Origin of the sequence: Paenibacillus sp. NPDC057934, assembly GCF_042887565.1 — a bacterium.
GTDB lineage: Bacteria > Bacillota > Bacilli > Paenibacillales > Paenibacillaceae > Paenibacillus_AQ.
Genome location: NZ_JBHVPB010000006.1, coordinates 252,401 through 277,486, shown reverse-complemented (window position 1 = coordinate 277,486; position 25,086 = coordinate 252,401). Strand labels below are relative to the sequence as shown.

Annotated in this window: 24 protein-coding genes and 1 pseudogene; 6 read left to right on the top strand and 19 right to left on the bottom strand. The window is 48.4% G+C overall.

The annotated features are described in order from the left end of the window. Positions 1-62: 62 nt before the first annotated feature. Positions 63-527, bottom strand: coding sequence for a VOC family protein (locus tag ACFVRY_RS16085; RefSeq protein WP_387501227.1), 465 nt, complete (start codon positions 525-527; stop codon positions 63-65). Between the two features lie 102 nt (positions 528-629). Here ACFVRY_RS16085 and ACFVRY_RS16080 point away from each other — a divergent pair, with 102 nt between their 5' ends. Further along, positions 630-1,589 carry a helix-turn-helix transcriptional regulator gene (locus ACFVRY_RS16080; RefSeq protein WP_387501226.1) on the top strand — a complete coding sequence of 320 codons (960 nt, stop codon included), beginning with the start codon at positions 630-632 and terminating at the stop codon, positions 1,587-1,589. Between the two features lie 89 nt (positions 1,590-1,678). On the opposite strand, the pseudogene ACFVRY_RS16075 reads toward ACFVRY_RS16080, so the two are convergent. Together ACFVRY_RS16075 and ACFVRY_RS16070 are read right to left on the bottom strand one after the other, a co-directional pair. Beyond that, positions 1,679-2,729 (bottom strand): annotated as a pseudogene (locus tag ACFVRY_RS16075) (NAD(P)/FAD-dependent oxidoreductase). After that, entirely contained in the window at positions 2,726-3,739 is a 1,014-nt protein-coding gene (locus ACFVRY_RS16070) for an ABC transporter substrate-binding protein (RefSeq protein WP_387501225.1), read from the bottom strand. Before ACFVRY_RS16070 ends, ACFVRY_RS16075 begins: the two are co-directional and overlap by 4 nt. A 66-nt stretch (positions 3,740-3,805) precedes the next feature. Here ACFVRY_RS16070 and ACFVRY_RS16065 point away from each other — a divergent pair, with 66 nt between their 5' ends. Continuing rightward, positions 3,806-5,389 (top strand): helix-turn-helix domain-containing protein, encoded by a 1,584-nt coding sequence (locus ACFVRY_RS16065; RefSeq protein ID WP_387501224.1) that lies wholly within the window; start codon positions 3,806-3,808, stop codon positions 5,387-5,389. 386 nt (positions 5,390-5,775) lie between these two features. On the opposite strand, the gene ACFVRY_RS16060 is transcribed toward ACFVRY_RS16065, so the two are convergent. The 8 genes from ACFVRY_RS16060 to ACFVRY_RS16025 form a co-directional block, all read right to left on the bottom strand. Then, positions 5,776-6,045, bottom strand: coding sequence for a hypothetical protein (locus ACFVRY_RS16060; RefSeq protein WP_387501223.1), 270 nt, complete (start codon positions 6,043-6,045; stop codon positions 5,776-5,778). Between the two features lie 275 nt (positions 6,046-6,320). Next, on the bottom strand, positions 6,321-7,295 hold the full coding sequence (locus ACFVRY_RS16055) for a formylglycine-generating enzyme family protein (RefSeq protein WP_387501222.1): 975 nt from the start codon (positions 7,293-7,295) through the stop codon (positions 6,321-6,323). A 73-nt stretch (positions 7,296-7,368) separates the two neighbouring features. Beyond that, complete coding sequence (locus ACFVRY_RS16050; RefSeq protein ID WP_387501221.1) at positions 7,369-9,543, bottom strand: LamG-like jellyroll fold domain-containing protein; 2,175 nt, start codon at positions 9,541-9,543, stop codon at positions 7,369-7,371. 206 nt (positions 9,544-9,749) lie between these two features. Continuing rightward, positions 9,750-11,105, bottom strand: a complete 1,356-nt coding sequence (locus ACFVRY_RS16045) for a sulfatase family protein (protein WP_387501220.1) — start codon at positions 11,103-11,105, stop codon at positions 9,750-9,752. 26 nt (positions 11,106-11,131) lie between these two features. Then, positions 11,132-11,998, bottom strand: a complete 867-nt coding sequence (locus tag ACFVRY_RS16040; protein ID WP_387501219.1) for a carbohydrate ABC transporter permease — start codon at positions 11,996-11,998, stop codon at positions 11,132-11,134. Beyond that, positions 11,995-12,885, bottom strand: coding sequence for a carbohydrate ABC transporter permease (locus ACFVRY_RS16035; RefSeq protein ID WP_387501217.1), 891 nt, complete (start codon positions 12,883-12,885; stop codon positions 11,995-11,997). The genes ACFVRY_RS16040 and ACFVRY_RS16035 overlap by 4 nt, the downstream gene beginning before the upstream one ends. A 52-nt stretch (positions 12,886-12,937) precedes the next feature. Continuing rightward, positions 12,938-14,302: an ABC transporter substrate-binding protein gene (locus tag ACFVRY_RS16030; RefSeq protein ID WP_387501216.1), complete on the bottom strand. Its 1,365-nt coding sequence runs from the start codon at positions 14,300-14,302 to the stop codon at positions 12,938-12,940. Between the two features lie 24 nt (positions 14,303-14,326). Then, a complete protein-coding gene (locus ACFVRY_RS16025; protein ID WP_387501215.1) occupies positions 14,327-15,049 on the bottom strand; it encodes a GntR family transcriptional regulator in 723 nt (240 codons plus the stop codon). Between the two features lie 426 nt (positions 15,050-15,475). On the opposite strand from ACFVRY_RS16025, the gene ACFVRY_RS16020 reads away from it, so the two are divergent. Continuing rightward, the gene (locus ACFVRY_RS16020) at positions 15,476-16,192 is read left to right on the top strand and encodes a YheC/YheD family protein (RefSeq protein WP_387501214.1); all 717 of its coding nucleotides are present in this window, start codon (positions 15,476-15,478) and stop codon (positions 16,190-16,192) included. An 88-nt stretch (positions 16,193-16,280) separates the two neighbouring features. Here ACFVRY_RS16020 and ACFVRY_RS16015 read toward each other — a convergent pair whose 3' ends face one another. Continuing rightward, positions 16,281-16,607 carry a hypothetical protein gene (locus ACFVRY_RS16015; protein ID WP_387501213.1) on the bottom strand — a complete coding sequence of 109 codons (327 nt, stop codon included), beginning with the start codon at positions 16,605-16,607 and terminating at the stop codon, positions 16,281-16,283. A gap of 212 nt (positions 16,608-16,819) precedes the next feature. On the opposite strand from ACFVRY_RS16015, the gene ACFVRY_RS16010 reads away from it, so the two are divergent. Further along, positions 16,820-17,725, top strand: coding sequence for a DMT family transporter (locus tag ACFVRY_RS16010; RefSeq protein WP_387501212.1), 906 nt, complete (start codon positions 16,820-16,822; stop codon positions 17,723-17,725). Positions 17,726-17,972: 247 nt separating this feature from the next. Here ACFVRY_RS16010 and ACFVRY_RS16005 read toward each other — a convergent pair whose 3' ends face one another. The 5 genes from ACFVRY_RS16005 to lpdA form a co-directional block, all read right to left on the bottom strand. Then, entirely contained in the window at positions 17,973-18,305 is a 333-nt protein-coding gene (locus ACFVRY_RS16005) for an ArsR/SmtB family transcription factor (RefSeq protein ID WP_387501211.1), read from the bottom strand. Between the two features lies 1 nt (position 18,306). Beyond that, positions 18,307-18,729 (bottom strand): SRPBCC family protein, encoded by a 423-nt coding sequence (locus ACFVRY_RS16000; RefSeq protein WP_387501209.1) that lies wholly within the window; start codon positions 18,727-18,729, stop codon positions 18,307-18,309. 81 nt (positions 18,730-18,810) lie between these two features. Continuing rightward, positions 18,811-19,947: an ABC transporter permease gene (locus ACFVRY_RS15995; RefSeq protein ID WP_387501208.1), complete on the bottom strand. Its 1,137-nt coding sequence runs from the start codon at positions 19,945-19,947 to the stop codon at positions 18,811-18,813. Beyond that, complete coding sequence (locus ACFVRY_RS15990; RefSeq protein ID WP_387501207.1) at positions 19,931-20,563, bottom strand: biotin/lipoyl-containing protein; 633 nt, start codon at positions 20,561-20,563, stop codon at positions 19,931-19,933. Before ACFVRY_RS15990 ends, ACFVRY_RS15995 begins: the two co-directional genes overlap by 17 nt. A 30-nt stretch (positions 20,564-20,593) precedes the next feature. After that, positions 20,594-21,982: a dihydrolipoyl dehydrogenase gene (gene lpdA / locus ACFVRY_RS15985; protein ID WP_387501205.1), complete on the bottom strand. Its 1,389-nt coding sequence runs from the start codon at positions 21,980-21,982 to the stop codon at positions 20,594-20,596. A gap of 197 nt (positions 21,983-22,179) precedes the next feature. On the opposite strand from lpdA, the gene ACFVRY_RS15980 reads away from it, so the two are divergent. Then, positions 22,180-22,746 (top strand): TetR/AcrR family transcriptional regulator, encoded by a 567-nt coding sequence (locus ACFVRY_RS15980; RefSeq protein ID WP_387501204.1) that lies wholly within the window; start codon positions 22,180-22,182, stop codon positions 22,744-22,746. Between the two features lie 579 nt (positions 22,747-23,325). On the opposite strand, the gene ACFVRY_RS15975 is transcribed toward ACFVRY_RS15980, so the two are convergent. Beyond that, positions 23,326-23,646, bottom strand: a complete 321-nt coding sequence (locus ACFVRY_RS15975; protein ID WP_387501203.1) for a carboxymuconolactone decarboxylase family protein — start codon at positions 23,644-23,646, stop codon at positions 23,326-23,328. Next, positions 23,643-24,062, bottom strand: a complete 420-nt coding sequence (locus ACFVRY_RS15970; protein ID WP_387501202.1) for a tautomerase family protein — start codon at positions 24,060-24,062, stop codon at positions 23,643-23,645. The genes ACFVRY_RS15975 and ACFVRY_RS15970 overlap by 4 nt, the downstream gene beginning before the upstream one ends. A gap of 111 nt (positions 24,063-24,173) precedes the next feature. Here ACFVRY_RS15970 and ACFVRY_RS15965 point away from each other — a divergent pair, with 111 nt between their 5' ends. Next, positions 24,174-25,049 (top strand): LysR family transcriptional regulator, encoded by an 876-nt coding sequence (locus tag ACFVRY_RS15965; RefSeq protein WP_387501201.1) that lies wholly within the window; start codon positions 24,174-24,176, stop codon positions 25,047-25,049. Positions 25,050-25,086 lie beyond the last annotated feature (37 nt).

The window sequence follows — 25,086 nt, the reverse complement described above, 5'->3', positions numbered from 1 at the left end:
AATTCGTGCCATCGGTATATAAAAAAATGGCCTTCAGTTGGAAGACCATTTTTCAGAATGAGTTACTGTGTGTTGGATATTACTTGATCTAGGAATTTATCTGCGTCGCTATTAAATTTCCAGTTGACCCCAAACTTATCAACCAGCGTTCCAAAACACGAAGACCAAGGATAATTGGATAACGGCATGGTGACATATCCACCAATGGACAAACGGCTAAAGTATTCCTCCAGTTGTTGCTTATCTTCGATGACCAGACTAATCAGAATATTATTCCCTATCACCAGTTCACCTGTTACCGCCTTCATGGAAGGCAGAATGTCCGACATCATGAGCTTCCCGCCTGCGAATTCGATGGAAGACTCCATGATCATATTCAACTCATTTTCCGGCATGGGGTAGTTTGGATCTTGCGGGATATCCCCAAACTTCACTTTCTTTACTTCAATTGCGCTTAAAGCCTCCGCGTAAAATTCAATCACTTCTTCTGTGATTCCATCAAAATTCAAATATGCGATAGCTGACATAAAGTAATCCCTCCTCCTTGTGATAAATGTAGTATAATCTACAAAAGGTGACAACTGTATGTCACCGTTCTTAAATGATGTGGAGAATTAAGAGGAGGAAATATGGACAAGGTTGAGCGACTTATTTCTATAATAATGATTTTGCTGAAAAAAAATATCGTTTCAACAAGTGAATTCGCGCAATTATTTAATGTTTCCAAAAGAACGATTCTACGTGATATGGAGACACTGAGTGTATCAAACATCCCGATCTATGCTACCCATGGAGTTAATGGCGGCTACGGTATTATGGAGGAATACAAGGTTGATAAACGTCTTTTAAGCAGCTCCGACTTAGAGAATATATTAACTGCGCTCGGCGGATTGGAACAAATTCTAATTAGCGAGGAAGTTGAAATTACTCTTAAAAAAATAGAAGCGATGGTTAGCCCCTTATCTTTGAAAAGTTCAATTCAACTGTCATTTTATGATTGGGAGGGGCGGTCGGAGATCCTTCAAACCTTGAGGACATGTCAAGAAGCCATATTAATGAGAAGGTTAGTTTCATTTGATTATATAGATAAAGATGGCGCTACATCGAATAGAATGGTCGAGCCCTATCAGCTTCATTTTAGCGAAAGAAGTTGGTATCTGAAAGGATTCTGTTTAGATCGTATGGGATATAGAACGTTCAAATTATCTCGGATCGATAATCTTCATATGAACGAACAAACGTTTAACCTTAGGGACGATTTGTTGGAACAGCAGCAAAAAGCAAGTTATCAACCGCAACTAGTCGCTATTAAGGCATTGATTTCGCCTAGTATACAAGACCAATTCATTGAACGGTACGGTCGGAAGAGTATTGAAAACTATAGTGCTGAATATTTATTAGCAACCATTTATGTCCCTCAAAACAGTACGGGATTTGATTTTTTAGCAAGTTTCGGTACAAATCTAACCATCATAGAGCCCAAAGCATATGTTGAAGACTTTCGAAATTATTTAAAAAATATGATAGATAATTATCCCTTACAAGTTTTATCTTTCCATAAACAAAATCCCCCTAACCAAGAATTTTGATTGTTATCTTGGTTAGGGGATTCTGCAACTTTATTTGGTTTGAGCAATATTGTCTCATCTCGGTCACTACGAACCATCAGAGAGATGAATTAGGCGCCTTCCTCTTCCTCCACAACGCCCAGCGCACGGTTCTTCTCTTTGAAACGGTCGTTATGGGACGAGACGTAGGCCATGTAAGGGGCATTCGGCTCCATATACCGCTTCGCACTATTTAACGCTAAAACACCACTGGTGAAGGTACCCGCAATCAGCTCCACCTTGCTCGGATAGGTAACGAAATCCCCTGCCGCGTAAATACCCGGAATGTTGGTAAGCATTTGGTCGTCTACCTGCATATTCCATTCATTCATATGAAGTCCCCACTCGCGGATCGAACCGTAATCACATCTCATTCCGTGACTAACAACCACCGCGTCAACCTCAAGCTTCTGCTGCTCGCCTGTAACGGTATGAGCTACAGTGACAGTGTCTATAGTCGTGCCGTCCTGGCTATGAAGTGCTTCTACCGTATAGGGGGTAAGGATTCTCACGGAAGACTGTCTCATTTGGCTTACGGTCCGTTCATGTCCTCCGAATTCATCGCGCCGGTGGACGATCGTCACGCTGGCTGCAATCGGCTCCAGCGCAACGGCCCAATCCACCGCAGCATCACCGCCGCCAGAGATCAATACCCGCTTGCCGCGAAAACCGTCTAGCTGCTGCACCGTATAATGCAAGTTGGTCACTTCGAAACGATCTGCGCCCTCGATCTCCAGCTTTGCCGGCTTGCGGGCGCCGTAACCGATGGCCAGAATAATCGTCCGGGTGAGATGCTGCTGGCCATCATCTGTCGTCAGCAGGAAACCCCCATCATCCTGCCGGTCACAATGCTGAATACGTTGGCCGAGCAACAATCGTCGGCTCAAAGGTCTGTGCTTGCTGAACCAGCTGCTTGATCAGCTGTTCCCCGCGGATAGGCGTGATCCCTCCAACATCCCAAATCATTTTCTCCGGATAAGTCAGTATACGTCCGCCCAATTCGTCCTGAGCTTCTATCAGCTTGGTTTTCAGTTCTCTCATACCACTGTAAAAGGCCGTGTACAATCCTGTAGGGCCGCCGCCAATAATCGTAACATCGAATAATTCCAAAGAATGGCTCATGACTGTCCTCCTAACATAATCGGAAGCTGCTTAATTAGCTCTTCTCTCGCGAGCGGATCGGTTGTGATGCCCAGCCCCCCGTTTACAAAATAAACTTTCCCCGCTTTCACAGCAGGCAAATCCTTCCAAATTGATTCTTTGATCATTTGCTTCACCGCTTCAAGCTCAGGACCGTCAAAGTAAACAATAAAGATCCGGTCTCCTGCTATATTCGGAAGCACTTCAGCCGATATGTCCGAGTATCCGTAATTCTCTGGGTCATCAATCAGCTTTTGGATACCTGCCGTTGGCTTGAATCCTTTCTCATGATAGACAAACGTTGGCAAATAGCTGGTCGTATACACGCTAAGTCTTTTTTGACCTAACATATATTGAAAGACGGAAGCTGTCTCACCACTTTGAATGGTGCCTTTCTGCAGCAGAGAATCCCACATATCATTAATGTCTGCCTCATGCTTCGCTAGAAATTCATCCGCCTGGTTCTCAAAACCTAGCCAATCGCCAATTCTCTTGACACGTACAGGCATGGGGTCCCACTCATTCGTCTGAATAACCGGGGCAATCTTTCTCATAACATCAAGCTGCTGTGCATCCGTCATCGAGGTAATAATCAGATCAGGCTCCAGTTCAATCAATTTCTCCGTGCTCGGCGGCCAGCCCACATCGGCAACGTCCTTCACTTCATCCCTGTACACGGCATATTGAAGTCCCTCCTGAATCAGTCCAACAGGTTTAACGCCGTATAGCAAAATATCCCCGACCGTGTTATCTGTATACACAATCCGCTTGGGCGAACTTGGAATCTCTACTTGTTTATCGTAAGCATCTGTCACAAACTTGGTTGCTGACACATTTTTTTGTTCGCTTCCTTGGTTTGTTACAGCCGCTGCTGTATTTGTCGATTCTGCTTTTGGTTCACTGCCTCCGCCGCTATTGCCACACGCACTCAATGCCATTGCGATACAAAGCACAGCTAGACCTTTCAGAATATTCTTACTTTGGATTACCATTCTTGTCTCCGCCCATCTCTCTGTATTAATTGATAATAATTCTCAACTAAGCTTGGAGGTTTTCACTTGAACAGGAATGGTCTGGAGGTCACAAGGCCGGTACATACCCTTTATTTCGAATTGCACCATTTACAACATGTCGTTACTTCCCCCTCAAGTGGAATTCCCCCGCAGCCGCTAACCTCTTATACCTTGTTGATCATGGAGGAAGGTGAGGGCGCGCTAAGATGGGACGATGAAGAATATACGCTAAAGACCGGAATCTGTTGGCTGTTTAATCCTGGATCGATTATCGACATGAGCATATTTCACGGTCAAGGCGGCTCGTTTTGGCTGCTCAGCTTTTCCATCCTAGGCAACACAACCAGACCCGTCACGACCTATTTACAGATCGGTGAATGCCGTATTTCCTCTATTAAAGCTCCGCTGCGCATTATCAGGGAAATCAGCAAATTCCAGGATGATAAGTCTGCTGCACGGCAAATGGACAATCATGCAAGATTCCAAAAGCTGATGCGAATGATGATAGAGAGCACCGAAAATCAGCCAGCTGCTGAAACCACACGTCAATCCGTAATAGCCATTATTGAACAGCTCAAAGAGCACTTTGCCGAAGAGATATCCGTAGAGGAGCTTGCTGCGCAAGCCCAGATTAGTAAACGCAGATTCACCCACTGGTTCAAGCAAATTACTGGCAAGCAGGTTATCGAGTACATCACGGCCTTACGGATGGAATCAGCCAAACAGCTCTTATTAAAAGGTGAGCGCCTGCAAGAGATCGCCGTCAAGGTCGGCTATCGGGATGAATTCTATTTCAACCGCCGCTTTAAGCAGACAGAGGGCCTAACGCCTGGACAATTTGTCCGCAACTATGAGAATAAACCAGCTAATATTTGTGCGTTAACCTGTCTTGGGCATTTACACGCACTTGGCATCCGTCCCACTGCAGCCGCAAAGAATTTGACCAACAGACCCTACTTGCGAAACCTTAGTCTGGATATTCACCGGGTGAACAATATTCCTTATCAACTGGAAGAGATCGCCGAGCTGCACCCGGAATATATACTGGTATCGAACCAACAGGAATGTGAAGAGCTGTCAACCGTTGCATCTACGATGATCTTCTCACAAAACGACCATGAACCAATGACTTTACTGGCGATGCTTGGCGAAGCTTTTAACAAACAGAGGATGGCGCAGCAGCTTATTGTGCAATATGAACACAAAGCTGAGCGTCACAGAACCGAACTGCGGAGATTCATATCTAAGGAAGAAACGGTGTCTGTTATCGAAATACGCACCGATTCCATTTATGTGTTTGGCAATTTTTGGTGCCGTGGAGCTTATAATTTATACGATGGACTGGATATGACGGCCCCTCCCATTATTGAGCAAGAGATGCTTAACCGTGAGGCTTACCGCCTGATCACGGAGGAGCAACTGCCACTATACGCAGGCGACCGGTTATTCGTGAGCATTATTGATCCGGTTCGCTTCAGAGCGCTGGAGAAGACTTTTATCTGGAAGCAGTTAAAAGCTGTACAAAATAATCGCGTCTATTTCATAGACCCGGAGCATTTCGCTGTCAGCGATCCCATCTCCATGCATAGCCAAATGGACGTGCAGATGAAGTTGCTACTTGTTCGTTAATATGGAGGCAATCTGGGTAAGGATTCTTTCTGCTCTATAAAAAAGAAAACAAGATTATGCTAAAAAAGCCAGCTTTAATAGCTGACCAAATCTGTATGTGAGATATGTAGGTTCGAGCATAGATCTATAACGTAGACTGGATGAACACCATAATCGAAAAATAGTCTCCACCTAGCGATCAGAGCGGAGACTATTTTACACTTACTTGGCGAAACCGTTCTGCTTTGCACCAACGGCGGTCGCGCCTATCCGAAGCCCGACCGCCCCTATTGCGCCGACCACGATGGCCAAGTTAGTTCGTGTGTGCGACGGCACTTATTTCAATCAATTGCTCAGCGGACGCGAGATAGGTCACGCCGATGAGACTGCCGGGATATTTTCACTAGCTATGAGAGGCGGATACTCCGAATGATAAGTTCAATAGTGTCCTTGTTTTGCTCGTAAACGTCCTTCGTCATATGGATGTTCCCGCCTAAAGCTCTTGTATTGTATCCAAGATCCCTTAATTGATTCTGATCAAACGCATAATAAATGGAGATCGTATCTTGATCCTCACTGGTATATTTCTTACCCTTTAATCCGGCTTGCGTGACAAAGTCTTCTACAACAGCATTACCTGTGGGGTCCAAAGACAGTGTTCCTTCTTGGCCATACAAAGATATTTTTTGTTCAGGATCGTTCTCAACATCCAGGGCGAACTATGTTCCGAAACGTTAGTAACGAGTGTAGCAATGGACCCAGCGACGCGAAAAAGCCGTCCGGTGCCGGACGAGCTTCGTCATATTTTCGGCTAGATCCAGCTAACGCAAAAAGCTTTTCAAGACGAGCCACGTTGCTGGTCCGTTTCGGAAAGCTTTTTGCGTTCCATAAGTGATCTTCCCAAATAGATCGAAATTTCCAAATCATAATTTCCGGTAGTCCCTTGGAACTGTTATGCATCCATTGCGACTCGAAAGCCACAATGACCGCTTGAGCTATCCGGTGTATTCGAGCTTCGAGCAGCAACCCTGTAGCGATTACAGTAGGAACGGTGACAAAGGTAAGATCCTCCTCTCATCGATTTATGTCCTGTATCGATGTTAAATATCGGATTCACATTTTGCGTCTGTTGGTGATAAGCCGGGCTGAACCAGTCTGCGCACCACTCCCATACGTTTCCTGCCATCTGATATAAACCATAGCCATTCGGTTCGAATGTATGAACCGGAGCCGTATCGATATAACCGTCGCTTGCATGGTTTTTAACAGGAAACTTTCCTTGCCAAATGTTGCACATGTGCTGGTCGTCAAGCTTCAGTTTGTCTCCCCACGGGTATCTTTTCCCTTTCAATCCACCACGTGCTGCGTATTCCCACTCCGCTTCGCTTGGCAGCCTTGTCCCTGACCATTTGCAGAACGCTATTGCATCATTCCAAGTGACATGAACGACAGGATGATCCATTCGATCCGTGATGCCACTCTCTATTCCTTCCGGCCTTCTCCAATTTGCTCCTTCTACCGCCAACCACCAGGGCGCCTGTTGCGAGGAACCCTTCACTTTGCTCCTTGTCTCTTCGGACACCAGAAGATGAAATACATAAGACCAACCGAATTTCTCCGCTTCCGTTATGTAACCCGTAGCCTCAACAAAAGCTTGATATTGCGCATTTGTGACTGTATAAGCCGAAATGTAAAACGGATTAATCTCAATCTTTCGAGCTGGCCCTTCCCCATCGTCCGGAAAGCCTTCCGAGTCATTCGTTCCCATCTCGAACGTACCACCTGTTAAACTTACCCAGTCAAATCGGAGACTAGACGGAGCACCGAGAGTGCATCGAGTCGCAACCGGTTCTGCTGCTTGTATAAGTTTATCATTCGTATGCTGTCTGCTCACCGAGCAGCATGCTTTGGGAATTGGATGGTTCATCTTTATCTCTCCTGTCGCAGTATTCAAATATGCAAAAGTTCCCTGGCCGTACTAACGGACAGAGAGCTTAAACTTAACTGTTGTATAGCCGGTACACTTGGGCGCTGTTCAGCGCAGTATTGTATAGCTGGAAATCATCTACGCTGCCGTTCCAATAGTCGTTGGCATCGGTAGGCGATTTATGGGCCCCGATGCGGAACGGGGACGTTTGCGATTCGATGGTGCGTGTTGCCGATCCGACCGGTTGTCCATTCACATAAAGCGTGACGGCTCCGCCCCGATTTACAACCGCTACATGCGTCCATTCTCCTGTAGGAATCGTCTCAGATGAGAGCAAGGCGCTTCCGCCAAGAAAAGTACCGAGTTGGCCGGTCGAAGTTACTCGGTATAGTAATGTGCGCCCCAAAACGCCCTCCTGTTGAAAAATAACTTGGTTAACACCAGCCGCAGTATCCAGCTTGACCCATCCCGCAACGGTAAAATTGCCTGAGCCCGGATTCAGTACGGCCGGCACGCTCACGTAATCGCCGCTGCCGTTCAGCTTGAGCGAACCGCCGACTTTGCCGTTGTTGTTCCAGACCGGGTTGCCTATCAAACTGCCGTTATTCGTACCTGCTGCATCAGCGGCCGTGACGCCGCTTCCGTCATCGAGCTTGAAATGAGCAAGCGGACTAACGAATGCAGGTGCAAGTCCTGGCCCTTGATAAGCTCCGATACTCGGCGCTGTCGTAGAAGAAACAGCATTACCAAAATAATCTCGGCCTCCGTTTGCAGGGATCACAGCCCCTACATTCAGTGCCACCGAGCCGGCTCCCAGCTTGTAACCCGCCTGGTTGAGACTGCCGGGGCCGTTCAGCCAAGGGTCAGTTGTTACCGTATTAGTCGCCCATGCTGGAACCGGCACTCCGAAAAACGCGTTATTGTCGATAACGAAATTCAAATCGTCCAGCGTCCATGTAACCTGACCGCCACCCTCTTTGTATATGAGGTTGTTCCGGAACTGGATCGCCTGCCGCTGATTCGTCGTCTCTTGATAAATAACGGGCGCAAGGCCGGAACCTATATACATTGTATTATTGTAAATATGGCTTGAGACCACCTCGCCGCCGCAGCTTTGGAACATACGCGCCCGGTCGTTGACCGAAATATTGTATCGGATCACGAAGTTGACCGCCTTACTGTTTCCCTGGGCACAAATCAGAAAAAATCCGCCTTCGTTTCCATGGGAATAGTTGTATTGGAATGTGATATTGCTTGTGGAATGATCGATGTCATATGCCATACCATCCTTAGTCGTTTTGCCGCCGGACGTGTCGTTGAATTGAAAGGTGACATTGTTTGCGTTCGCCGTCCACATACCTGCGTTCGGCGAGTCGGATCGCATATTGAAACCGGTTAAGGTGTTGGATTCGACCAGCGCCCCATCAACCGTCATTGGTGCGATTCCGTCCCCACCGATATCCGAGAGCGTATTACCGCTAATGTAGAGGTCGGTCATCGGCTTCCACGACCCGTTGCACAAACTCCCCCAAAACTCCACCAGTCCCGGTCGTTGGCAATAATTAGACCAAACATAAATCCCTTGACGGTCTACGCTTGCAATCTGATTGTTCAACACTTGCACCTGATGAAAAGCGGTCGGCACCGCTGTGCCAAGCACCTCAATAACGATGCCGCCTGAAGCGTTCGCGTATTTGCCTGTGCCGTGATAGTTGCCGCTGACCGTTGAAGGCATGTAGCCGCGGACATCGTGAATATATAAGTTTCGCAACGTAATGCCGTATAAGTCGCCTGCGTTTTCGCCAAGAACGTGTACCCCCCGTCTAGCCGTCTTGTTATCGCCGGAAGCTGTCAGTTCGAGATCGCTTAACTCTATATATTGCAAATTACGAAGCAAAATAGCGTCGGTCTGACCATTCGCGTTAATAACGGGTCTTGCCAAGCCCGGACCGTAGGCAGCAATCGTGACAGGTGCGGCGAAACTCCCGCTTCCTACCGGCGCAAAAGTGCCGGAGCAGATCGACCCGCGTTTGAACAGAACGGAATCACCGGGGGTAAGATGAACCGCATTAATTGACGCCAAATTGTGAAATGGAGCGGCCTCGGTTCCTGTGCCGGCTTTCTCAGCAGCACAATCCACATAATAGGAAATGCCGGCCGCGAAAACGGAGGGTACGCGCTCTATCGGGCCAAAGACGGGAATTAACAACGCTAATAGAACCAGTAATCGGACTAGTTGACGAATCATTTTGGAAAACAGCTCCTTCGTTCAGTGTAGGTTTAATCGCACTGCGGCACTCTTTGCAAGGCGAGCAAGGGAATTGTACCGCAGCTGCGGGCTTCACCGACAGGTAGCGGAAGTCGCGCCCGTCACGGAAGGAGACCAGTACTGGCAATTAAGATCAAGCGATGCGAAAAGCGATCCGGCAAGAAGGACAGCGGCCCTTTCCGTTGTCAGCTCCGCGCTTCCTGCAACGAAACATGACGCTGGCCTCCCGGCACGGCCGGCGCCGGCCGGATGATCGGCACGCTCTCCCCCGCGGCCGCCATGCGATGCTGCAGACGGGCTTGCAGGATATCCGCAGCCTCGCGATGAGAGTCCAGACCAATCAGGTTCGTTAGTTCATACGGATCAGCATCAAGGTCGTACATATAAGCCTCGATATACTCCTCCGAGCCGGCCTGCGCGTTACCGTCCTTGCCCTCGGCGACGACACAATATTTCCATTTTCGCGTGCGGATCGCTCGAGCGATGCTGCTTTCGCTGATTTGCACGAACACCTCCTCCTGCCAAGGCTGAGAAGAGCCCGCGCCGTTCAAGAGTGGCATTATCGAGTTCCCTTGCATCTGGGCAGGCACCTTAATTCCTGCGGCATCCAGCAGTGTAGGCGGCAGGTCGATCAGACTGACAAGCTGCCGCAGCTTGCGGCCTTCGCTAAATCCAGGGCCGCTAAAAGCTGTAGGGACGCGAATCGAGCTGTCATGGCAAGATCGCTTGTATTCCTCGTTCCGCGTCTTGAAATGGTTGCCGTGATCGGAGGTAAACAGTACAATTGTTTGCTCGTCCAGCTCCAAGCTTTTAAGAGCGTCGAGCACCCGGCCGAGCGCTTCGTCTAGCCGTTTAACCATGCCATAATAACCGCCGATATGCTGATGGACGGTGCCTCCTAGTGCCGCGAGATCGGGCGGAACCCAGCGGCCGCCATATTGCTCGCGGTAGCCAATTGGGGCCGGATAGTCGTCAATATGATTCTGATGATGAGGCTCCAAATACGATACAAACAGAAAGAATGGATTTTCCTGATGGTTGTCGATGTATCGAATTGCAGCATCGGTAAGCGCATCAACCCGGTATCCCGGCAGCCGTACCGGATTGCTGTCATTATCGTACATAACCGTTCGGTAGCTGTCCGACGAAAACTCGAGCACGTTCGAGGCAAGCCAATAATCATAGCCACCACGTTTGGCCGCAGGCACCGGCTCCTCGTCTGCCAGATGCCATTTCCCAATATAGCCGGTCTGATAGCCAGCCTGCCCGAAATATTGTCCGAGCGTCCCTAAATGCTCCGGCAATGGAATACCGTTTTTGTAGCAGCCGGATGTAGTGCCGTAAACACCGGTTTGCAGGCTGGAGCGCGCTGGACCGCATACGGGCTGGCAAGTGAAGGAATGCTCCAAATGCGTACCGTATGCAGCCATTCGGTCGAAATTAGGCGTCAGCCCCAGTGGATTTCCATGGATGCCCGTGGTGTCCCAGCGCTGTTGATCGGTGAAAAAAATGAGGACATTCGGTTTGCTGACGGTTGCCATACTTCTTCTCCTTTCAAGCATTTTGCTTATTCTTTAACTCCTCCTGCGGTTAAACCTTCCACCATATACCGCTGCAAAAACAGAAACAAGACGAGCAGCGGGGCTGTAGCCGTGACAGCTGCTGCAGCCGCCCCGGACCAGTTGGTGCTTAATTCGCCAAGGAAGGTAAGGGACAGCCCCGGACTGAGAGTCCGCATATTGAGATCGCTAACAAGCGTCATGCCAAACAGAAAATCGTCCCACGCGACGAGAAAACAATAGATTGTTACCGCCATGATCCCTGGCTTGGTCAACGGCAAAACGATATGGATAAGCGCCTTTAGGCGTGTCGCGCCGTCGACCTCCGCGGCCTCTTCCAACTCGCCGGCGATCCCGTCCATGAATGTTTTCATCATCATAATAGAGAAAGGCAGCGCTGTCGTTGTTGCAGCTAACATCAACGCAGGCAGGGTGTTGAGCAAATGAAGCTTGCTGTAAAGCGTGTACAGTCCGATCAATAACGTCACGGCGGGGAACATTTGCGACGATAGAAAGAAGACGAGCAGTAGATGGCTGCCCCGGAACCGGAAGCGCGAGAGGCCGTATCCGGCGAGAATCGAAACGGCAATTGAAAGTGCTGTTGATCCGGCCGCGACAATCGCGGTGTTTTTGTAAAAAGTAAGAAAGTTCGCCGAGAGCAGGACACCCTTATAGCTTTGCATCGTCAGCTTGAACGGAACCCATTGGGGTGGAAACTGAAACAGATCGCCGTTCGTCTGCAGTGAGACCGATACCAACCAGTAAACCGGAAATAGAAACAACAAGAGAATAACCGCAAGCAGGACATAAACACCGATATTGCTGCGGGTCAGCAGATGACGTCGAACAGTGGGAAGCCGATATACCCCCTTCATGACATACTCCGATGCGCCACACGGTTAAGTGGAACAGCGATGAGCAGCAGCAACAGCATCCATATTACGCCGATTGCCGAGCCCTTACCTAGATCGTAGGCCTGGAACGCCGTTTCGTACGTGTAAATAGCCAATGATTGAGTCGCGTCCGCCGGTCCGCCTCCGGTAAGAGCATAAAATAACGTGAACATTTGAAAGTTGGCAACGACCATCAACAGCGTCACATTAGCGAGTACAGGTTTCAAAGCGGGAAGAGTAATATACAAAAATGTTTTTAATTTGCTTGCACCGTCAATTGTTGCAGCTTCATACCAGTCGCGCGGGACGCCCTGCAGCCCGGCAAGCGTCATTACGGCGGCCAGCGGCGTCTGGCGCCAAATCGCAACGCCCATGATGCCATACAGCGCCAAGTTTAAATCATTCAGAACGTTCAACTTCTTGTCCGTTAATCCGCTCTGGATAAGCAGGCCATTCAAAACTCCATAATCAGCCTGATAAATCAGTAGGAAGACAAGCGCTGCGACAAGCGTTGGGATCGCCCACGGGATGAGCAAAATGCTGCGGAAGAACGCCCGAAATCGGATACGGCTGTTCAGCAGCAAAGCGCTCGCGAGTCCAAGAACAATCTCAATGCCGACAGTGCATGCAACATACCGAAGCGTAATGGAGAGCGCATGATAAAATTCTTGTCCCGACAACAACGCCCTATAATTGGCCAGACCAATAAAGGGCTGTTCAGCCGAAAGCAACGAAGCGCCCCGGAAGCTCGTCGAAATGGAACGAGCCAACGGGATTAGAATCGTCACAGACAACAGCAGGGTCGCGGGCGCGACAAGCAGCATGCCGAACGCCTGATTTTTAAGGGTGCGAGACCATTTGATTGACATAGACTGCCTCCCCCTTAGCTTATAAGTGTTTGAAATAAAGGTTTGCCATTGCCTACTTCGCAGCATACAGTTCTTGAAGCTTCGGCAGTATCTTGGCGATAATAGCTGGAATATCCTCGGCTGTTGTTGTCGCGAGCACAGTCAAGTTGGACGTTTCTTTCATAGCCTGTTCGAACGCAGGGTTGCCCGTCGGGAATGGGCTCGCCGTTTTCATCTGCTCATTGAATACCTTGGCGTAATCGTCCTCGTTCAACTCGGGCAATGATGCAACTGAGGCGCGGGAGGACATGACTCCGTTAAGTTTGTGGTACAAAATCATGGCATCCTTAGATACCAGATACTTCACGAACTCAGCGGCTGCTTCGGCATGTTTGGTCGACGATGAGATAAGCAATTGATGCTCGGTGAAGACGGTCTCGGAACGTCCGGTCGCGCCGACAGGCACGGTTGTCACGCCCCACTCTTTATCGAAAACTTCCCCTTTGCCGCTAGTGGTTCGGAACGTGTTTCGGCCGAAGTCGCCGTCGACGAGCATCCCCAGCGAACCCGTCCCGAACATGGCGCGCAAATCTTTGATCTCGGCGCCGACCGGGGCAACATTCTTATTGGTGATGTCGCGCAGGTATTGCAGCGATTCTACGAGCGCCGAGCCTTGGTTGACGATCAGCTTGCCCTGATCGTCAACGAACTTACCGCCATGAGAGAGCGTTATACGGAGCAGCATTTGGCCGGTGTAAGCGCCGGTTTTATTTGCTTCGCCGATACCGTAGATTGGGTTGCCTTTATCGTCTTGTTTAAGCGCTGCGACTGCCTCCGCATATTTCAGAAGCTCGTCCCACGTCTTTGGCGGCGCATTGGGGTCGAGACCCGCTTTGGCGAACAGCGTCTTGTTCCAGAACAGTGCATTAGGATGCGGCGCCCACGGCATAGCGATCACTTTTCCGTTAAAGGTGACTCCTGCTTTGCTCGAAGGCAAAATATCGTCGATGATGTCACCGCCAAGTATTGTTTCTAGCGGCTGTACGATGTTTGCATTGCCGAATGCCGGCGTGAAGCTCTGGTTTGCCATCAGCACATCCGGCGTATTGCCTCCGGTAGAGGCAATGAGTACCTGATCTTTGTATTCGTTGAACGGGATGCCGAGTGACTTGATCTTGATGTTCGGATGGGCGTTTTCAAAACCTTCTACTAACTGGTTGTAGGCATCCTTCGTCGCATCCTCCGTTGAAATCCAGTTAGCAAACGTTAGTTCGATATTTTCTTCCGATGAGGCTGGTTGTTGTTGTTGATTATCTTTTGAAACGTTGCCTGCCTGATTGACCGGCTTTGCGCCGTTATTACTGCTGCCCGAGCAGGCCGTTACGATGGTTAGTATTGCGGTGACGAGAGATAAAGTTACTATTTTCCATAATTTCATGACATTCCATCTCCTTTGAATTTGTTAACGGCTGAGCAATATCTCATGGGTGTAGCGTTCTGGATTGCAATAAGACAAGGAATATTGCAAAGGCTGATCGCGGTTGTTGAACAACAGTGTCTGTATGACTAGCAATGCGGTGCCTTCGGGAACTTCGAGCAGTCTGGCGATGCGGGCGTCGGCATTGACTGCTGAGTAGCCTTGCGAGCCTTTCTTGACATTCATTCCGCTCTGTTCCAGCAGATCCAAGACAGTTGAGCGCCCAAGCCGCTCTTCCGTTATGACCCCGGATAAATTGATGTTGAAATAGTTCTCATCCACTATCACATGACCGCTGGATACCGCAATTCGTCTAACCGTACGGATCATCTGCGTAGATGCCGGAATGCCGAGTGCCTGTGATACGGCGGCCGGCGCTTCGCAGTATCCGAATTCCGCGATTTCAATGGTCGGGTATAATCCCTGGCTGCGAAGCTGCTCGACTAGTCCGACCAGCTTCGTCGTGACAGCGGCGGAAGTACGCTGTGCAACGAAAGTGCCTTTTCCATGTTTGCGTTCAAGCCATCCCTCCGCAACAAGTTCTCCAAGGGCCTGACGGATGGGCGTACGGCTCAATCCCAACAGTTTCTCCAGTTCCCGCTCGCTTGGAATCGCGATACCTGGCTGCCATTGGCCGCTTTCGATTTGTTGTTTGATATACGTTTTGAGCTGGTGATACAACGGTACCACCTCTTGCAACAGTTCCAAGAATATTCCCCCTTTTGGTCTCTCTCTCGATCAAGTGGTAATCTGGTAATTACCAGTAAACGAAAAAGAGACAATTATTCGCAAAAACGAATAATTGTCTCCAGTGGACTGGTCAACAATGTAACACATATAAATCGAACCCGATTAGTTGGAATTATACCGAGCAAGTGTGCGAGATGTCAATATTTATAATATGTCCTTCTCTAGATTTAGCGTCGCAACGTCTACCTTTAGTTCCACTCTTCGCTTTACCACTATTTGTAATACGGTTCACCGCGCTGTCTGTAACGGCAAGTTTTTGGGCCATCCTTTGCAGGATTTACAAGCCCTTGCCACATAAATATGGACGAATATCCACTGATGTTGATCACTAATTTGACTTAGAATTACCGTAGAAGATTGGAAAAGGCTGTGATTCCGATGTTAATGAAAAGAGACAAATGGTTGCAGTATCGCATCCTTCGCGATGGGTCCTCTCTCGCCGGACGGTTGCCAGAAACACAGTTGTTTACGAAAGACGCTTTAACGAAAATGCTGCTTCAATATCGAAGCGTTGTATTGAAACCTCGCGATGGGCGTTACGGTAGGGATATTGTGTTCATTAAACGGAACGGTCCGAATGCTTATCGTATTCATAACGAAAAGAATGCGGTCACTATGAGAGACACCAATAAATTACTTAAATGGCTTCGTAAAACAAACAGTGATCGTGGATATATTGTCCAAAGGCGTCTGCAGCTTGCTCAAATTGGGCGCAAGCCGTTCGACATTCGGATAATGGTTCAGCGAAAAAAAGGCTCTTCATCCACCTGGAATGTGACAGGCTCATACGCAAAAGTTGCGGCGCAAGGATATCTAGTCACGAATGTGGCTAGCCGCACCATTCCAGTGCTTGAAGCGCTAAAATTAGCCGAGATTGGAGATCGGAGCTTGCTTGTCAAAGCAGAAAGGATCGCACTATTGGCTGCCAAACAGCTGGGTGAGCGTTACCCCAAGCTTAGACAAGTCGGGTTCGATATAGGTATCGACAGGAAGCGTCGGATTTGGATCATCGAAGGCAATTACCAACCGGACTTGCGCCCTTTCCGGCTCTTGAAAGATCCCTCGATGCATCGCAGAATATTATGGTATAAGGAACATTAACGTGAAAAAAGACGACCAGCCTTTTATCTTTGGCTAGTCGTCTTTTTAATTTTGGTACCTAATCTTACTAATGTCTCGCTTTTGGATTTTACTTGCGTCTTTTTGCACTTGTAATGCGCGTCACTTGGAACTTGTTTACCCCTACCTGTATAATGGCAAACCTGCTGTAAGAAGTACCGGAAGAAGTATAAGGCTCCGCTTGAATATTTCCACTCGGCGTTTTAACCGTTGCGGAGATTTGAGTCACCAAACAGACTCCACGGCTAGAAGCTGTCCAAGTCTCGTCACGCTGAACACTATAGTTGTCATCACTACAAAAAATAGATGCATATTCAACTTTCCCAGACGCATTAAACGAAGTAGAGTTATAGATCTGAACAGGGTCATAACCTCTAACAGCTTTTCTATTTCCCATCCTCAAAACCTCCCTTAATTTTGATACTGTTTATTAAATGCAATTGAACCGTTTTGGGAAAGGTATAAATGTGGACAAGAAATAAAAGTACGTTTGTCTAGAAAAACCAAACTGTATCGGTACAGATGACCTTTTTATGCATTGAATCAAGGACCACTCCGCTCTAAGATGATGAAGACAATCATCATATAGAAGAAGGTAGGGATTGAACGATGAAACGATTAAACTACATGCTTCTCTTAGGCATCGGCCTGATCTGGGGTTCCCAATTCTTCTTTGTGGATCTGGTTATTGGCAACATTACGCCGATTACACTGGCGGCCAGCAAAGCTGTGCTGGGCACCATTACCCTAGCTGTACTGTATCTATTCACAGGTAAAAAGGAGCGTACCCCTCTGCCAACCGGCACCTGGAGGTCCTTTATCCTAATCGGCTTGTTTGAAGCCGTGGTTCCCTTCGTTCTGATTGGCTGGGGACAGCAATACATCAACAGCAGCACTGCTTCAATTTTGTTAGGTTCCATACCGATCTTCACCATTGTTTTTGTGAAAATCTTTGTCCCCAGCGAGAAGGTCTCCTGGCAAAAATGGCTGAGTGTACTGATCGGCTTTGCAGGCCTATGCCTGCTGTTCGCTCCTGATCTGTCATCGACATCCTTGGCTGGAAAAGGAAGCTTTGTCGGTTATGCTGCACTGCTCGGCGCTGCGGTCAGCTTCGCGGCTTCCCTGCTGATGATCAAGCGCCTGCCACCCATATCGTCGATTCTGGCGATGCGCAACGTTCTGCTCGTGGCATCGGTTGTCCTTGTGCCGCTGGCCTTTATCTTTGAGAACCCAATGCAGCTACACTTAAGCGGGCAGCAGGTTCTATATGTCATCATCCTTGGGATTTTCCATGCCGGGCTAGTGTACATGCTGTACAACACACTGGTTAGACGAACCGGCGCCGCCTTCACATCGTTAACCAACTACCTGGTTCCATTATTCGGCATCCTGCTTGGTACGTTGATCCTGGGGGATCACTTGGCCTGGACCTCCATCGCTGCGCTTGTTGTTATTCTGGCTTCTTTGGCGATAGGCGAACTATCCGGCACAGCGAAAGCCCAGCAATTAGGTTGATTCCTCAACATTTGGGGCTTTTGCAACAGATACAACTGTTAGCGGTAGAAGTTGCCGATATCGTTAGGTACAACTGTTAGCGACAGATATAGCCGATACTGATAGGTGTAACCGTTAGTGCCAGATGTAGCCGATATCGTTAGGTATAACTGTTAGCGGCAGAAGTAGCCGATATTGATAGGCGCAACCGATAGCGACATGTACAACAAAAAACCGGGAAGCGTGCAATCACACGCCTCCCGGTTTTTTAATTGTCATCAGAGTCAGCCTCGACATAATCTTTAAGGTCCAGTAACTTATTGGACCAGTATTGTTCAAAAAAGGTCAGCCATTCCTGTAGCTCCGCTAAAGGCTCCGGCTGAAGTCTGTACCGGGTCTCCCGTCCGACCTTCTGGCTGCTGACAAGCTGTGCATCGGACAGAACCTGCAGATGCTTATTGACAGCCGTTCGGCTGATCGGGTAGCAATCCGTAATAGATGCAATGGACATCTCCTTATCGGCTAGCAGCTTTAACAAACTGCGACGAGTAGGATCTGCGATGGCTTGAAAGACATCATGACCAGATTCAGCGACAGGCATATTAGGCCTCGAGGTAGGCAGGAAGCTTCTCCTGCACGATTTTCTCCCAGCCGCTGTTCATGAAGCCACGGACGATTGGATGGGGTTGTCCAAATTCGGTTATCTTGCTGTGGTCCCAGCCGGAATGAATCAGGGTAAATTCTGTCTTGCCGTCGACTTCTTTTAATTCAAAGGCCAGATGCCAATCCTTGCCCCAGTTGAAACCGAGCCGGTGCGGTGGATCAAGCTCCGTTACTTTACAAGGCGAATCGCCGTATGGCCCGGCATGAAGGATAAATTCATGTCCTAACACGGGTTCAAATGTACTTGGCATCCACCATGCGGCCATTCCTTCTGCCGTGGCAACAGCCTTCCATACTTTATCGATTGGGGCATTAAGAACAATAGTCTGACGGATTTCTGGTAATGATTCTTGAGTTGACATAACTGGCCTCCAGTATTCAATGTAACACCATTTGGGTTCACATCCGATTATAACACCTTTTGGTGTTATGTCAATTCACTATTATTCCAGTGCAGTGTTCGTCTTCCCCGCTTCCCGCAGCATTAGTAAACCAATGAACAAAGCCGCAGCACCAATAATAATCAACAACGCGCCGATTTCCAGACTGTAAGCGGTCAGGGAGCCCCCGCGGAACCCCATTCCGCGAATGAGACGGTTAAGCCAATTCATTGGCAAGGCCCAGGCGGAAATTTGAAAAGCTTTCGGGAACGCAAGCGGACTCAGCTGTATCCCCGTCACCAGAAAGGAAGGGTACAGTACAATACTGGTCCGGGAACCGACCTTGGAAATATCTTTTGCAGAATACCCTAGAAGCATTCCCAGAATGGATAAGGCAAATGAATAGACCAATAACGGAATCAAGAATAGAAACGGTGAAGCCTCAAAGCGCATACTACCTAACTGTTTAAGGAGTCCGTAACTCAAGAATAAGGAAAGTGCACTCAGTACAGCGTAGGGAACGCTGCGGAGCCACAGCTGTGCCGGATTGACGCCATCTGCGAACAGTCTCCCTTCCCGTCTGAGCCGGGGCGCGACGGAACCCGCCGCGGTAGTAGTAATCATTAGGACAACGATATTTACGAAGCCCAAGACCATAAAGCTGACATAGCTTGTGGTCGGGTTGTACAGCATTCGTTGTTGAAGGGCTAACGGAGACACCAGTCCCTTGGAAGAATCGGCATCCATTCCACTTTGGCCCAGTCGGGTCAGGGAGATGGTCGTATTTTCCGTCTGGATAACCTCAGAAATCGCGGCTCGGATACCCGTTAATCCGGAAGGCATGGAGTTATCCATTAGTATGCCGATATTTGATGATTTCCCCTGCAGCTGGCGCAGCTCTAATTGGCTTGGCAGCATAATAACCGCTACTGCTTTTTCGTTAGCCAACAAGGTGTCAGGCTCCATTCGGTTAGGAAAAACATTCGTGACCTGCATATATTGGGATGCATTTAATTTGTTAATCAGCGATCTGGAGTAGGCACTGTGATCCTCGTCAATCACTATAACGGGCGACTTGTTAATCTGATTATGGGAGAACATTAAACCAAAGAACAGAGCTGCAATTAGCGGAGCGATGAAAATCATCCGGACATACTTGCTGCCCGCTACGAATTTCCACTCGTCAATTAGCGAGTTCATCAAGATCGACCTCCGCTGTCATGCCGGGAAGCAGTTCAGCCTTGGCATCCATAGATATTCTGACCAGGAACATGCTTAAATCAGCTTGCCCTTTCTCACGTGTCATCCGCAGGCTCGCGAATTGTGGCGCAGTCGCAATGGAAGCTACCACACCCTCGGTCTCAACAGGCTCATCCAAATTACGGAAATGAACAGTAACATTCTGATTCAGCTTAAGCTTTTGAATAACCTCTTCTTGGACATAAAGATCGGTATAATAAGTGTTCTTTTGCAGGAGTGCTACCGGCATTCCTGGCTGTAGCTTATCTCCTGGCTTGACTACCAATCTATTAAGCTGACCCTCTCCCGGCGAGACGATATCTGCTTCCGCACCATCTGCCGTCTGAACTGTGAACAGACTTTGCCCCTGCTTGACGGAATCGCCTACGGCCGCGTTGACCGCTACAATGGCTCCCGGACTTTTATCATAGAGGACCGTTGTCTGCTCCGCCTCCAGTATACCCTGTTTTCTGTGCTCCGCCTGAGTCACAGCATCCTTGCCTTTGACAGTTAAAAGTATGCCGCCTGTGATCAATATAACCGCCAAACCAATAGATAAACCTGCTTTCAATTTCATTATTCTGACTCCCCTTTGATCTGATCGTTTCTATGCGTGAATCTTAATTTTCCTAGCAGCACTATCGGCAGCCTCCATAATCACTTCTCCCAAAGTAGGATGGGGATGAATCGTCATGGCGAGATCCAAGGCCGTGGCCCCCATCTCAATCGCCAGTCCCAGCTCCGAAATAAGGGTGGACGCCTCTACACCAACGATTTGTGCACCCAATACAATCCCCGAGCCCGCATCGGCAATGATTTTCACGAATCCATCCACGGCCTTCAGGGCCAGAGCTCTACCATTAATCGAAAATGGTGATTTGCCGATGACCACGGATATCCCTTTGTTCCGAGCCTCTGTCTCACTTAACCCAACACTTGTTAACTCCGGCTCAGAAAAGACGACCAGCGGCAGAGCTTTGTAATCAACTATGGACGCTGCATGTCCTGCAATGGCCTCCGCAGCAATTTTCGCTTCATAAGAAGCCTTATGCGCAAGCGCCGGACCGGCCGTAATATCTCCAATCGCAAAAATATTGTGGATAGCCGTCCGGCATTGTGCGTCAGTCTCGATCAGGCCTCTGTTCGTGACCTGCAAGCCAATGCGCTCTAGTCCCAGACTTCCGTCTGTATTCGGTTTTCTGCCGACAGTAATCAGCGCGTATTGTACGGTCAACCGATGCTGCTCTTGATCTTTTGAATAATACAATGTAATGGTGTCCTCACTCTGGTCAGCTTTAGAAGCAATTGCCCCGGTAATGATCTGGATACCGTCAGCCTTCAGTTGTTTGATCACAGGTGCCGCAAGCTCTGCCTCGAATCCCGGCAGCACTTGCCCTCCACCTTCGAGAATCGTAACCTCCGTTCCGAACTTGGCAAACATCTGACCGAGCTCCACGCCGATGTATCCTCCGCCGATGATAGCCAGACTCTGCGGAATCTCGGAGAGTGACAACGCCTCGGTCGAAGACAGGATACGTCCGCCAAATGGCAGTGATGGCAGTTCAATTGGACGAGAACCTGTTGCCAGAATCGCATTTTTAAAAGTGACGACTTGCTCTTTCCCATCCTGGACAATACGTGCTGTATGCTGATCCAGCAGGCTTGCTTCGCCCTCCAGTACGGTAACTCCGGCAGATTTCATCAAATAACCTACTCCACCTGACTGCTTATTCACAACCGCTTGCTTGAATGTCTGGGCACTTCCAAAGGAAGCTGATGAATCCACGGTCGCCCACTCTCTGAATGCACTGAAGCGATGTGACTCCGCAATTAATGCTTTGGAGGGAATGCAACCCACATGGGTGCAGACACCGCCAAGACGATCACGTTCGACAACCGCCGTCTTCAATCCGAGCTGGGCGGAACGCTGGGCTGCTACATATCCCCCTGGACCTGATCCAATAACTAATGTATCTACCACTTCAACCTGACTCATGTTTTGTTACCTCCGATCCTTTATTTTTAAAATATTATGACCGTAATATATTATTATCATCATATTTTAGAATCGTCAATAGCCCACTTTTTACTTTTCTTATGAATAGCAGGCTGGTAAAGACAATTTGACACCCTTTATTATGATGATTATAATATTTTAAGAATTCATTTATATTTAACAACGGAGTGATGGCCATGCCTTATCCCGAAGGACATAAGTTAAAGGTTCGCGGCAAAATCATCGAAAGTGCAGCCCAGGCTTTTCGCACCCATGGCATCCGTGAGATCAGTGTTCCGTTCATTATGAAAGGGGCCGGACTGACTCATGGAGGGTTCTACTCACATTTTGAGAATAAAGAACAATTAGTGGCCGAAGTCTGTCAGTATGCCATCAGTGACACAATTGCTCTTTTGCAAAAAGCCGCCGATGAGGAAACGCAAAGCCCTAAAATTCATGCTGTTGTCCATTACTACTTGAGCCAGCATCACCGCGATCGCACAGAGATGGGTTGCATACTGCCCGCTCTTTCCAGCGAAATCTCCCGCGCCTCAGAGGAAGTCCGGCATATTTTCACCCAAGAGCTGGAGCGGATGATTGACTTTATCTCCAATATCGCAGAGGTGGACAAGTCCGTCGGCAGTGCGCTGCTCAGTACCATGGTTGGCACGGTTGTACTGGCCCGTTCTGTCAACGATGCCGAGTTGAGTGACAGCCTGCTAGCAGCAGGCAAACAACAGGCTAAAGCGCTGCTTGCGGCGTAAGTGGTAGGATTGCTATTGGGGAACGTGCTGATTGCTGCGTTGAGCTCCAAATTTGTACGAAAATCTAACTATTGAACGGTCCCTGGAGCATAAAGCGCTCTGAGGAACCGTTCAATCGAGAGACATAGCCGCTTTGATTGGAATGTGTTGGTGTAAAGTAGAATTAAGAGCAAAAACGTATGTTAATTTCTCATATATTTCGTATAAATGCTATTTAGAGGCAAAATGTATGTTAATTTTGCAGTGTACACGAAAAAAAGCTCATCCTGAGAAAATAGAGTACAATATTGCACTTATTTCCCTGATAATGCTGTTTTGATTGAAATTAAGGTGCAAAAATGCTCTTAGTTCGCTACACCAACTGCCAGCTACCTAACCCCACCCAGCCACACCATCTATCCTCCACCAACGAATACTTTCACTCAGCCACCACCATCAACTTCCAGCTACTTAACCGCACCGACACGTCATCTACCCACCACCAACGGGTCTTCCCCCACCCAATCACCAGCCTCTTCCAGCAGCGCACAAAATGAAAAAAGAGCGCCCCAAGCCCATGGCTTTGAGGCACCCTCTACTTCACTCGAACACTTCCTTCGCAATCTGTAACGCCGCAGCGGCCCGAGGCCAGCCTGCATAAAAGGCAAGATGGGTTATCGCTTCGACTAGTTCGCCTTCTGTGAGACCATTCTCCCGGGCCAGCCGGAGATGGTAAGGCAACTGCTCCGATTGCCCTCCGGCAACCAATGCAGCTACAGTAATCAGACTGCGCTCACGAAGCGACAGCTCTGTCCTTCTCCATACATCCCCGAAGAGAACGTCTTCGGAATATTGGACAAAAGCGGGAGCGATCTCTCCAAAAGAACCCCGCGCACTCGATTGGATAAGGGGATGCTTCATGCCAAGCCACCCTCCTTCCGGCTCTCCGTAGTTTGTAGCATCTGCGCAATGCCGTTGCCAAACGTCCAATCCTCGAACTCCGTTTCAATTAATATTGCAAATACATCATCTTGTCTAATATTCACTTTGCTCGCCAAATTTTCAGCCAAGCTTTTATAAAAACCTGTCTTCTGCGCAGTGCTTCTGCCCGACTTCAAAGTAACCTGAATATACAACAGCCGATCACTCCGGTCGACATTCAAATAGTTCCGGTTGTAGTAAAATTCATAAGGCTTATGGGCATGAAAGACTTGAAAAAAGTCATCTTCCGGCACATTAAAATGTTCTACCAGTCCCTCCATGATCACTTCGCTGATCAAAGGCAACTCCTCAGGCTTGTACTGACCGTCCTGGTAGCTTACACGAATAAATGGCATATGGTTTTTCGCTCCTTTTGTGGGATGTCTCCATTGTACGATTTCTATCTTCATCTATATAATTGAATAAATTGATATTCTTATTCTAAAATATAGATGGAGGTGTCAACCATGGATCTAAGAGAACTCACAGCGTTTCACACTATTATTCAAGAGGGAACGTTCGCCAAAGCGGCGGCAAAATTAAACTACGCACAATCCACCATTACGAATCAGATTCAGCGATTGGAGAAAGAACTCGGTATCCAGCTCTTTAAACGAGGATGGGAAGCGGAGTTAACGGATGCAGGAGTCATATATGCGTCAGAGGTAGACAAGCTGATCCAGCATTGGAATTATGCAGCGGAGCAGGCCAGAGCCTTGCATCAAGATGAAATTGGAACCCTGACCATCGGTGGGCTGGAATCCTTAGCTAGTCATGTGCTACCTGGCGTACTACGCCAATTCAGGGAGCGTAAGCCCCGGATTGCGTGCAACATCATCATCGGGAATACCGATTTCCTGTCACAAGCGTTGCTGCATAAGGAACTGGATTTTGCCATTTGCGGCGAGCCGGCAGACTTGTCCTCTTTTCACTTTGAACCATTGTATGAAGAAAAGATCACCTTTATCGTTCCTGCCAACCACCCATTAGCCCAACAAGTGGATCTATCATTCACAGACCTGCTGAATTTCCCGCTCATAGCTGGTGGGCACACCTGCTTATATTCTTTGCGATTATCCAGAGAGTTATCCCGATTCGACAAAGCACCATTTCTCAATACCGTAAGCCAAATCTCCGCCATTCCAGGCTTCGTGCGAGAGTTGGATGTTGTTGGTGTTATTCTGGATTCAACGCGCTTGCCGGAAGGGGTGGTTAAAATAGAGGTCGATATGCATGATTCTACGATCCCTGTTGGCCTGCTTCAGCTCCGAAAAGAGGAGTATCTTCCAGCTTCGAGATCACTAATGATGGATTTGATACGAGAAAGTTACGACGGTAAATAGCAAGATATAAGCTCAAACACTCTAATATGTTACAATA